Origin of the sequence: Blautia sp. SF-50 (assembly GCF_900101315.1) — a bacterium.
GTDB lineage: Bacteria > Bacillota > Clostridia > Lachnospirales > Lachnospiraceae > Blautia_A > Blautia_A fusiformis.
The window spans coordinates 70420-81352 of sequence record NZ_FMUW01000015.1; the positions used below are offsets into that span (position 1 = coordinate 70420).

Annotated in this window: 10 protein-coding genes; 8 read left to right on the forward strand and 2 right to left on the reverse strand. The window is 46.6% G+C overall.

Going from position 1 to position 10933, the window contains the following annotated elements; all coding sequences use genetic code 11:
- Positions 1-14 precede the first annotated feature (14 nt).
- The 7 genes from BLP57_RS10750 to queF all read left to right on the forward strand — a co-directional run bounded on the left by BLP57_RS10750 (position 15) and on the right by queF (position 7726).
- Positions 15-1646, forward strand: coding sequence for an ABC transporter substrate-binding protein (locus BLP57_RS10750; RefSeq protein ID WP_442855620.1), 1632 nt, complete (start codon positions 15-17; stop codon positions 1644-1646).
- 52 nt (positions 1647-1698) lie between these two features.
- On the forward strand, positions 1699-3222 hold the full coding sequence (locus BLP57_RS10755) for a glycoside hydrolase family 32 protein (RefSeq protein ID WP_092071617.1): 1524 nt from the start codon (positions 1699-1701) through the stop codon (positions 3220-3222).
- A 122-nt stretch (positions 3223-3344) separates the two neighbouring features.
- Positions 3345-5000, forward strand: a complete 1656-nt coding sequence (locus tag BLP57_RS10760; protein WP_092071620.1) for a YecA family protein — start codon at positions 3345-3347, stop codon at positions 4998-5000.
- 337 nt (positions 5001-5337) lie between these two features.
- The gene (gene queD, locus BLP57_RS10765) at positions 5338-5787 is read left to right on the forward strand and encodes a 6-carboxytetrahydropterin synthase QueD (RefSeq protein WP_092071623.1); all 450 of its coding nucleotides are present in this window, start codon (positions 5338-5340) and stop codon (positions 5785-5787) included.
- Positions 5784-6452 (forward strand): putative 7-carboxy-7-deazaguanine synthase QueE, encoded by a 669-nt coding sequence (gene queE / locus BLP57_RS10770; RefSeq protein ID WP_059086406.1) that lies wholly within the window; start codon positions 5784-5786, stop codon positions 6450-6452. The genes queD and queE overlap by 4 nt, the downstream gene beginning before the upstream one ends.
- 19 nt (positions 6453-6471) lie before the next feature.
- Positions 6472-7188 carry a 7-cyano-7-deazaguanine synthase QueC gene (gene queC, locus BLP57_RS10775; RefSeq protein ID WP_255363774.1) on the forward strand — a complete coding sequence of 239 codons (717 nt, stop codon included), beginning with the start codon at positions 6472-6474 and terminating at the stop codon, positions 7186-7188.
- A gap of 43 nt (positions 7189-7231) precedes the next feature.
- Positions 7232-7726 (forward strand): preQ(1) synthase, encoded by a 495-nt coding sequence (queF, locus tag BLP57_RS10780; protein WP_015526640.1) that lies wholly within the window; start codon positions 7232-7234, stop codon positions 7724-7726.
- Positions 7727-7812: 86 nt separating this feature from the next.
- Here the strand turns inward: queF and BLP57_RS10785 are convergent, their stop codons facing one another.
- A complete protein-coding gene (locus tag BLP57_RS10785; protein ID WP_092071658.1) occupies positions 7813-8892 on the reverse strand; it encodes an NAD(P)H-dependent flavin oxidoreductase in 1080 nt (359 codons plus the stop codon).
- 267 nt (positions 8893-9159) lie between these two features.
- Between BLP57_RS10785 and BLP57_RS10790 the strand changes: the two genes are divergently transcribed.
- Positions 9160-9492 carry a hypothetical protein gene (locus BLP57_RS10790; RefSeq protein ID WP_092071631.1) on the forward strand — a complete coding sequence of 111 codons (333 nt, stop codon included), beginning with the start codon at positions 9160-9162 and terminating at the stop codon, positions 9490-9492.
- Here the strand turns inward: BLP57_RS10790 and BLP57_RS10795 are convergent.
- On the reverse strand, positions 9482-9901 hold the full coding sequence (locus BLP57_RS10795) for a PPC domain-containing DNA-binding protein (protein WP_044962367.1): 420 nt from the start codon (positions 9899-9901) through the stop codon (positions 9482-9484). The two genes, BLP57_RS10790 and BLP57_RS10795, sit on opposite strands and share 11 nt — an antisense overlap.
- Positions 9902-10933 lie beyond the last annotated feature (1032 nt).

Below are 10933 nucleotides of genomic sequence, written 5' to 3' on the forward strand. Positions count from 1 at the left end.
TTTCTGCAATTATAATGGTATGCAGTGCCGGATGTGGAAATGGAAAAGAACACATGAAAGCAGAAACAGATCCGGATACCCCGGTGGAAGATGTGTCCTTTCCTCTGAAAGAAAAAGCAGAGCTGTCTTTTATTACCAGTGCACCTGCAACATCTACACAGGAACCTAATGAAAGAACGATTTTTAAAAGACTGGAAAAGCAGACCAATGTCCACATTGACTGGACCTGTTTTGTGTCGGATCAGTTTGATGACAAAAAAAATCTGGCGCTGGCACAGTTCGGAAATCTTCCGGATGGACTTTTTAACGCAGGGATGAGTGATTATGATCTTCTTCGTTATGCCAAACAGGGAATCATTATTCCGGTAGAAAATCTCATTGATAAATACATGCCGAATCTTAAGGCTGTATTTGAAAAATACCCGGAATACAGAACAATGTGTACAGCACCGGACGGACATATTTATTCTTTCCCATGGATCGAGCAGCTTGGTGCGGGGAAAGAAGCCATTCAGGCAATTGGAGATATTCCCTACATTAATAAAAAATGGCTGGATTATCTGAAGCTGGACGTTCCGACTACAACTGAGGAACTGGAACAGGTTCTGGTCGCTTTCCGCGACAATGCAGATAAACTGGAAAAGAAATTCAACATTGAGGGTGGTGTGATCCCGATGTCCTTTATCATCAATAATGGTGATCAGGATCCTGCAATTCTCATCAACGGATTCGGAGAAGGATATGGTGACACCGGTGATCATTTTGCAGTAAAAGATGATGGAACCGTTATTTATACAACTGTACAGGAAGGTTATAAAGAAGGTATTCAGTGGCTCCATCAGCTAGTAGAAGAAAAGCTGGTGGATCCGGAGGCTTTTACCCAGGAATGGTCAACTTATGTTGCAAAAGGTAAGAACCACAGATATGGTCTGTGTTTCACCTGGGATATTGCAAATATTGATAACAATGAAGATTATGTAATGCTCCCGGCGCTGGCCGGTCCGGATGGTCTTGTAAATATCACAAGACAGAATAACAGTGAAACCAGTGGCTTTGACAGAGGACGCTGCGTTCTGACTACAAGCTGTCGGAATACGGCACTGGCAGCAGCATGGATCGATCAGATGTATGTACCGATCCAGTCTCCGCAGAATAACTGGGGTACTTACGGGGAAAAAGATTCATTTAATATCTTTGAGATGTCCGAGAATGCAGAAGGTGGTCAGATGCTGAAACATATGGATCTGGGAGATGCATCTCCGGTAGAGGTTCGTGAAGCACAGTCTGTAAACGGACCGTTGGCAATACTTAACGAGTATTACGATGTATATGTAACAGAGCCGGCAGATGCAAAATGGCGTCTCGACAATATGCACGAAACATATCTTAAGGATATGAACAGTAAATATATGTATCCGAATGTATTTATGAGTATTGATGATACCAATAAAGTATCTCAGTATGACACGGATATCAAGAAGTATGCGGAACAGAAAAAAGCAGACTGGATCCTGAATGGCGGCATCGATAAAGAATGGGATTCCTATCTGAAAAAGATGGAGCAGTATGGACTGTCTGATTATCTGGCGATCAAACAGAAATATTTTGACCAGTATCAGAAGTCTCTTAGTGAGACAGAGAAATAAAAACAGAAAAAGATACCGGTCAGAAACATAAAAAAGAAAGAGAGAGCAGAGTATGAGTGAAAAACTTGAAAAAGCACGTCTTTATGAAATAGAGGAAGCAAAAAATATCCCGCAGGAAGAGAAACCGGCCTTTCATGTATCTGCACCGGTTGGCTGGATCAATGATCCCAATGGATTTTCTGTTTTTAAAGGAAAGGTACATCTTTTTTATCAGTATCATCCTTACAGCCGTGACTGGGGCCCTATGCACTGGGGCCACAGTGTGACGGAGGATATGATCAGATGGGAGCAGCTTCCTACAGCGCTTGCACCGGATCAGGAATATGATCGAGAGGGATGCTTTTCCGGAAGTGCTATTGAAGCGGATGGAAAACAGGCTTTGATCTACACAGGAGTTACAACAGAAAAGCTGCCGGATGGAAAAGAAGAAGTCCGGCAGAATCAGTGCCTTGCCTGGGGTGACGGAAAAGATTATGTAAAGGCAGAGAAAAATCCGATAGTCACCGGGGATATGCTTCCGGAGAAATGCAGCAGAGTTGATTTCCGTGATCCGAAGGTATGGGAAGATAACGGAACATACCATATGCTCGTAGGATGCCGCAGCGAAGAAATTCCTGGACAGGTAGTTCTGTTTTCCAGTAAAGATCTGAAAGAATGGAAATTTGAAACAATTCTTGCGGAGAACTCCACAGGAGAAATCGGTGTTATGTGGGAATGCCCCGATTTCTTTCCGCTCGGGGATAAACATGTGCTGATCTGTTCTCCGCAGCATATGCGGGCAAAAGGGTATGAGTTTCATAATGGACATAATTCCCTGTATTTTACGGGAGATTATGACAGCGAAAAACATACATTTGAAAAAGACGCACCGGTAAGTCTGGACTACGGACTTGATTTTTATGCGCCGCAGACAACCCTTCTTCCAGATGGAAGAAGAGTGATGATCGCCTGGATGAAATCCTGGGATAGCTGTGTGATCAAGGAAAAGCAGAGATGGCAGGGAATGATGACTCTTCCGAGAGAGCTGGAATATCGTGACGGAAAGATCTGGCAGAAGCCGGTCCGAGAAATTGAGAATTATCGGAAAAACCGTTGCTGTTATGAGAATGTAAAAGTGGGTGAGAGCTTAAGCCTTGAAGGCGTCCGTGGCCGAATGATCGATCTGACTGTGGAACTGCAGAACGCAGATGACATCATGGATGGAAGCAGGAACTCCGGAAATCCAAATCAGGAAGCATTGGATGTGTACAATGAGTTCCGGATCGAGCTTGCACGCAATGAAGAATATACAACGGTCTTTACCTATGATCGAAAAAGACAGATACTGGAAATCGACAGAACCTGGAGCGGGGTGCAGCGTGATGTTGTATGTACAAGAAAGCTCCAGATCACAGATGACAGACAAAATCTGAAGCTACGTTTTATCCTGGATCGAAGCTCCATAGAGCTTTTTATCAATGATGGAAGCAAAACTGCGACTACCGTGATCCCAACACCAGTGGAAGCAGATGAGATCCTGTTTCACAGTGACGGAAATGCTGTGATCCAGGTTGAGAAATATGATATTGTGTTGTAGAAGCCTCTCAAATATTGACAATTTCTCTATTTTTGTATAACATAGGGGAAGTTGCTTACGCCGGATCAGGAGTTATTCGTATCTCCTGATCCGGCATATATTTACAGGAGAGGAACACAGGAATGTTTTATCAGTTAAAAATCACAAGAAAAGGAACGAAACCGCCGGTATGGAGACGTTGTACTGTTGCGGCTGACGTTACATTTGCAAATATGGCAGCCATGCTTGAAAAACTGGTTCAGTATCCGGCAGGCAGCCTATATGAGATTGAATTTTTTCAGAAAAAAGTACAGATCCGTGAGAACGGTGACGGAGAAGCGAAGAATAATTTCACATTATTAAATGCAGGCGAGACAGAGACTGCAGAGCTTATGGATTCCGAGAAATGGTTTACCTTCCGTCAGTATGGTGCGGATAAGGAAGCTCCGGAATACAGAGTTGATATTGAGAAGAAAGACGAGGGAACAGCAGAAGCTCCTTCTATTATAAAAGAAGTAAAGGGTGAGGATGATCCGTACTGGACAGAGGCACCAGAGCTGGGATGCACTGCAGCAGTTGAAACTGAGGTGGAAACAGCCAAAGCATCGGAAGACATTGCTGCAACAGTAGCGGCAGTAGAGGCAGCAGCCAGAGCTGCAAAAGCAGATGAGGCAGCCACAGGCAGCAGAAGAAATCCTACAGTAAAAGATTTCCTCATGTCCTATCGTAAAGAAGACCTTCTCAGCATTGCAGGTGAGCTTGGACTTCACTGCAAGGGAATGGATCAGGAAGAGATCGCCGCAAAGGTTGCCGCAGAGGTTCTTAAACCGGAGGTTATGAAAGCAAGCTTCCTCGTAGCAGACGATCAGGAGGTACTGGCTTTTGAGGCGGCTATTCAGAGAAAATGCTTCCATGTTACAGAGGATGAGTGGAATACATTAGAATGGCTGAACGATATGGGCTACCTTGTTTCCTACAGTGATGATTACGCAGAAGTTCCGGCAGAGGTTGTAGCTGTTTACGATCAGATCAATACACCGGAGTTCCAGACACTTCGCAGCCAGGTAAACTGGCTGAAGGATTGCCTTATTATGGTAAGCTATCTGTATGTATCTGCACCGGCAAAGACCGTATATGAGATGTTTAAGCAGAGAAAAGGCTTTGACATCGGATATGACAGCTTCATCGAGCTGTATCATACCATTCCGGAGAAGGCCTGTATCTGTGAGCTTGCGGAGGATCAGCTGATCCTGAAATCCGCACTGGTCAATAACATCTACAAGGATATCGAGAGACGTCAGGGTGGACGGAAATTCTATATTCCGTCTGTAGATGAGATCCTGGATTATTCCGAAAACGGGTATCCAACAAAATCTGCTTCTTACCAGAGACTGGGCAGATTCCTGCTGGATGAGATGAAGGTTTCCGATGCAGTGAAGGATCAGGTACTGTTCTTTATTTACAAAGAATGCTCCATGGATGGCAGAATGTCAGCGATCATGGAAAACCTGAACCAGAAGGGGATCCAGTTTAACGATGAGCAGCTTGAGAAATTTACAAAGCTGATCATGGAGGCAAACAATAACACAAGAATGCTGGAATTCCGCGGTTACACACCGAATGAGATCTCAGGAGCAGTATGGCCGTTTGCCACAGGCAAGCCGCACACTGCAATGCCGAACAGCTTTGTGCCGACAGCAATGCCGATGCAGCCGGCATCTGCAAGAAAAATCTATCCCAACGATCCGTGTCCGTGCGGAAGTGGTAAGAAATATAAGAAGTGCTGCGGAAGAAGATAATTCTGCAGAAAATTTACCGTAATTCCGGAGTTGAAAGTTCCCATAGATCGTTGCGGAGCGACTGCGCTCATGAGTGAGCAGCGAACGCGGATATCTGGTCCGATTTATCGTTTGATGCAGTATCTCCGGAAATACCATACAAATTAATATAAGACAGTTCGTTTGTACCATCCTGTCTATAAATAAAACCAGGGCTGAAGAAGATGTGAGAATCAGGGCAGACTCGTGGCGGGTCTGCCCTTTTTTTACTTTAACTGGATCAGGGCCGGGAATCCCGGCTTTTTTTATTTATGGAAATATTCGGGTGGTGTGACAGATCCAGAAGGAGGAAAAATTTATGTATCAGTTAAAAACAGAAGCAGATTTCGATTCGGCACACTTTTTGTCCGGTTACACCGGCAAATGTTCCAATATCCATGGCCATCGCTGGCATGTGGAGATTGAGATCGAAAGCCAGAAGCTGGAGAAAAACGGTCAGGAGCGCGGGATGCTGGTAGACTTCGGAGATCTGAAAAAGGATCTTCGGGAGCTGGCAGATTCCATGGATCACACGCTGATCTATGAAGAAAATACATTACGTCCGAAAACGCTGGAAGCACTGGATGAGGAAGGCTTTCATCTGGTGAAGGTTCCCTTTCGCCCTACAGCAGAGAATTTTTCAGAGTATTTTTTCAGGAAAATGGAAGAAAAGGGCTATCCTGTAAAAAGAGCTGTTGTTTACGAAACACCAAATAACTGTGCAGCTTACCGGGAAACGGAAGAAGAAACGGAGGCGGTATGGCTATGAGTACCTATCAGGTTGTAGAGAAATTTGTCAGCATCAACGGAGAGGGCAGACGGGCAGGAGAGCTTGCCGCTTTTATCCGGTTTAAGGGCTGCAATCTTCAGTGCAGCTATTGTGATACCAGCTGGGCAAATGAGCCGGGATGTGAGAGTGAAAGGCTGACAGAAGAAGAGATCCTTTCCTGGATCCGTGAAACAGGCGTAAAAAATGTGACACTTACAGGCGGGGAACCACTTTTACGGAAAGGCATGGAGGAGCTGATCGAGGCAATCCTGGAGGATCCATCCCAGCGGGTGGAGATTGAGACCAATGGAAGCGTAGATCTGAAGCCTTATCATATATTAAAAAAACGTCCGTCCTTTACCATGGATTATAAAGCACCGGACAGCGGCATGGAAAAAGAGATGCTCCTTTCCAATCTGGAGCTTCTGGGCAGTGAGGATACGCTGAAATTCGTGGTCAGCAGCCGCAGAGATATGGAAAAAGCCCTGGAAATCCTGGAAAAGTACAGGCTGGTCGGAAAAACGGCAGTTTATTTCAGCCCTGTATTTGGCAGGATCCAGCCGGTGGAGATCGTGGATTTCCTTATGGAAAAAAAGCTCAACGATGTAAAGCTTCAGATCCAGCTTCATAAGGTGATCTGGGACCCGCAGAAACGGGGAGTATGACAGGAAAACATATCACAATATAACAAGAAATACCGCAGAAAAGGAGAACGCTATGAAAGCACTTGTACTTGCAAGCGGCGGTGTGGATTCCACCACCTGCCTGGGGCTTGCCGTAAACAAATATGGAAAAGAGAATGTAATTGCATTAACAGTAGCTTACGGACAGAAGCACACAAAAGAAATCGAGGCTGCCAGAAAAACAGCAGAATATTACGGAGTGGAGCATCTTTATCTGGATCTGGAGCCGATCTTCCGGTACAGTGACTGTTCGCTTCTGAAGCATTCAGACAGAGAGATCCCGCACGAAAGCTATGCAGAGCAGCTGAAGGAAACCGATGGTTCACCGGTTTCAACCTATGTGCCGTTCCGGAACGGATTATTTCTTTCCTCGGCAGCAAGTATTGCGCTGTCAAAAAACTGCAGTGTGATCTATTACGGAGCACATGCGGATGATGCAGCCGGAAATGCATATCCGGACTGCAGCAGTGCGTTTCACAATGCGATCAACGAGGCGATCTATCAGGGAAGCGGCGGCCAGCTGAAGGTTGAGGCGCCTTTTGTCAGCTGCACAAAGGCAGAGATCGTAAAAACCGGCCTGGAGCTGAATGTTCCTTATGAACTGACCTGGAGCTGTTACGAAGGCGGCGAAAAGCCCTGCGGTGTGTGTGGAACCTGTATTGACAGAGCAGAGGCATTCCGTCTCAATGGAGTGAAGGACCCGGCACTTGACAGATAGATCGGATCAAAAATATCCGTTTGACCATAGAAAGGAAAAAAATATGAGCAGAGAAAACCTGGAAAAAGAAGGGATCACCCTTCTCGGAAATCAGAAAGTAAAATATCCGGACAATTATGCTCCGGAGGTACTGGAAACATTTTTGAACAAGCACCCGGACAACGATTACTTTGTAAAATTTAACTGCCCGGAATTTACAAGCCTTTGTCCCATTACCGGACAGCCGGATTTCGCGACGATCACGATATCCTACGTACCCGGTGAAAAAATGGTGGAGAGCAAATCTCTGAAGCTGTATCTTTTCAGCTTCCGCAATCACGGAGATTTTCATGAGGATTGCGTGAACATCATTATGAAGGATCTGATCCGTCTCATGGATCCGAAATACATTGAGGTCTGGGGAAAATTTACGCCGAGAGGCGGCATTTCCATTGATCCATACTGCAATTACGGAAAAGCCGGAACCAGATGGGAGGAGATTGCCTGGAAACGTCTGACAGAGCATGACATGTACCCGGAAAAGATCGATAACCGGTAGAAAAACAAAAAGTCCCTGTTTTCACTGCGAAAAGCAATGAAAGCAGGGGCTTTTGTTTAGGTGCGCCTAGCGGCGCAGATTTATCTTTATGACAGCCGGATGCACTCCGATTCTGTGTCAAACAGATCAGCGATCACATCGTGCACGGTTTCGATCTTATCTGCCATATAGGCCTTTGCTCCGCAGAACAGCAGGCCGTTTTCCACGTCGCCCTTTACGGCGGCGATCAGCTTGTCTGTAATGCAGTAAGGGATCTCGCCGGGGGAACATTTGGCAAGGCAGCGGTGGCAGGGACTGTGCGGGATTTTTTCACCGGCCATGACGTGCTGCATGAAGGGATTCATAATGGCACGTCCCGGCATACCTACCGGACTTTTTACAATGGCAATGTCGTCCTTTGCGGCGTGGATCAGGGATTCTTTCAGCCGGATGTCTGCGTCACATTCTTCCGTTGGTATAAAACGGGTGGCGACCTGAACGCCGTCCACACCAAGATCAAGGACATGCTTTACATCCTCGTGCGTGGCGATGCCGCCGGCAGCTACTACAGGGATTTCCGTGCCGAATTTTGCGGCATAGCTTTTTACAGTCTGGACGATCTTTCGGATCTCATTGTCGTAGGCTTCCGGTGTATAGGAATCCAGCTCTTCCTTGTGGAAGCCCAGATGACCGCCTGCCTGGGGACCTTCGATCACCACAAGGTCTGCAGTGCGCTTGTACTTCCTTTCCCAGTATTTCAGGATAACCTTTGCAGATTTGTCCGTTGAGACGATGGGGGCAATCTTTGTTTTGCTTCCGCTGACAAGAGCAGGGAGCTCTGTAGGAAGTCCTGCGCCGGAGATGATCAGGTCAGCGCCGGCATGGACAGCGGCTTTTACATGAGATGCGTACTCCTTCAGTGCAACCATGATGTTGTAGCCGATGATACCGTCAGGAGAAATCCTGCGTGCTTTTTTCATCTCGGACAGGATAGCCCGCTGGTTGGCTTCTTCGGTATTCCGGTCGAAATCCTTTTCCCGGTAGCCGATCTGAGCGGTGGAAATGATTCCAATCCCGCCTTCCTTTGCAACGGTGCCTGCCAGACGGCCAAGGCTGATACCAACGCCCATTCCACCCTGGATCAGGGGAAATCTCGTAAGTTTATTACCGATTTTAAAATTCTTCATAATGATCAGATCCTCACATTCATTTGCTTTCATTAAATAATTTTAGTATAAAATAGTTTTATCATCAAAGTATATCATAACAGGGGAATTTGTCAATGTAAATGTCGGTGAATCAGGGAAGTCCTCTGCTTCAATTGCGAATAGCTGTTTGACCAGATTTTGTTAAAATCCACTTTGTTGACAGAACAGAAAATATCAGGCAAATTCACAGTGATATCAGCTTTACAGAAAACTGTAAAGTGAATTAGAGGAAAAGGGAGAACAGGTATGCGAAAAAAGATGAGTACCATCATGGCCTGGCTGCTTGCGGCGTCCGTGACAGTCACATCTCTGTCAGCAGGAGCAGGAACAGTGACGGCTTATGCACAAGAGGAAATGCCGCTGGCGGAAGCCGGAACCGTGACAGAGAGTGCGGAAGAGTTTGGCGACAGCAGTGACAGCATTGCAGATATTGCGGAAGAGGGCAATATTGAAGCTAAAGAAAAGGGTGAGCTGACAGCATTATGCTGTGTAGTTTCACCCTTTTTATGTGTGATGAAATTTTTAAACTGTAAAGCAGTAGACTGTGTCCGGAATCCCTCTGGCAAAATCAGAATTTAAACAGATTCAGACCGATCTCCTGGCTGAACTCACGGCCGATCTCTCCGTCGATCACCTGGATCTGGATCTCGGCAGTAGCGCTGATGATGGCACGGTTCAGATGACCGCCGTGTACATGGCCTTCCTCGTCACCGGCTGCGATATGGAGATGAAGATAAACATCACCGTCTTTGCGGGTAACGGTACCGGTAAGTGACACGATCTCAAACGCTCCCTGGAACTGAATAGAGTGGTATTCCTTTGTCACTGTGTTGTATACGCCTGCAGTGAAATCATTGATGGCGCCAAGGCCTGTGACCTGTGCAAGGCGGATATTCTCTTTTTTTGCAACCTTGCCGATCTCCTCCAGGATCTCTTCCTTCGGATCAAGACGAAGATAGATCGTGTTTCCAAAACGTCTGTATTCCATGATAAAAACCTCCCTTTGTGTGATGCTTGTTATAAACAGAGGCGGATGTTTTTATCCGCTTGTCAATAAGTATAATATATTTTATTTTTTTTCGGAAGACCTGAGAAAGAGAATATCGGAGTCTCATGCCTGTGCGAGAGATTTTTTTTGACGTCTGCTTTTAGCATTGGAGGCAGGCGGGGATACGTTTGAGGTTTCGTTAGGGGGGATGTGGTCGAGGGACGCCAGAGGAAGGTGGCATTGCTCCGGGAGTGGATGTAGTTGGGGGTGTTTTTGAGGTTTTGTTAGGTGGATGTGGTTGAGGGATGCCAGAGAAAGGTGGCATCGCTCCGGGAGTGGATGCAGTCGGGGATGTTTTTGAGGTTTTGAGAGGTGGATGTGGTTGAGGGACGCCAGAGGAAGGTGGCATCGCTCCGGGCAGGGATTCCGTCGGGGGATACTACTAGGGCTCCGTGAGACGGCTAAAAGCATTGCGGCAGGGCCAGAACTCGCCTGCGGCTCAGACAGCAGACCCTGCCGCAATAACGCCGTCTCCCGCAGCCCAAGTAGTAATCACCCCTCCTCCGCAGCAGCCCGGCCCGATGCCACCTTCCTCTGGCTGACGCTTCCAACCGACAGGAAAAAACATGCGGGGGATGGAAGCGGACTGGGCGTCCTGTCCTGAAATATCAGACTGGTATAGAATATTCCTATAAGTATCGAAGAATACAGGGACCAGATCGGCACAGCGTACCACTATAAGTACCGAAGAATACAGAAACCAGATCGGCACAACGTTCCATTCTGAGTACCGCAGCATACAGACAAAAGTCAACAACGCAGCACACACAACAACGCAGAACTCCTTCCGTGCCCAAGAGGGTGGGGGTGCAGGGGGAGGCCTTCGGGCTACGGAACTCTGAGATGGCCTTCCCCCTGCATATTCCCGCATTGAAAATGCGACCGGCGTAGCGCCATCCAGCGAAGAGTCTTATTATAAAAAACAACACATATAAAATAATAAACAGGAAGATAATAGCATAATGGATGAAT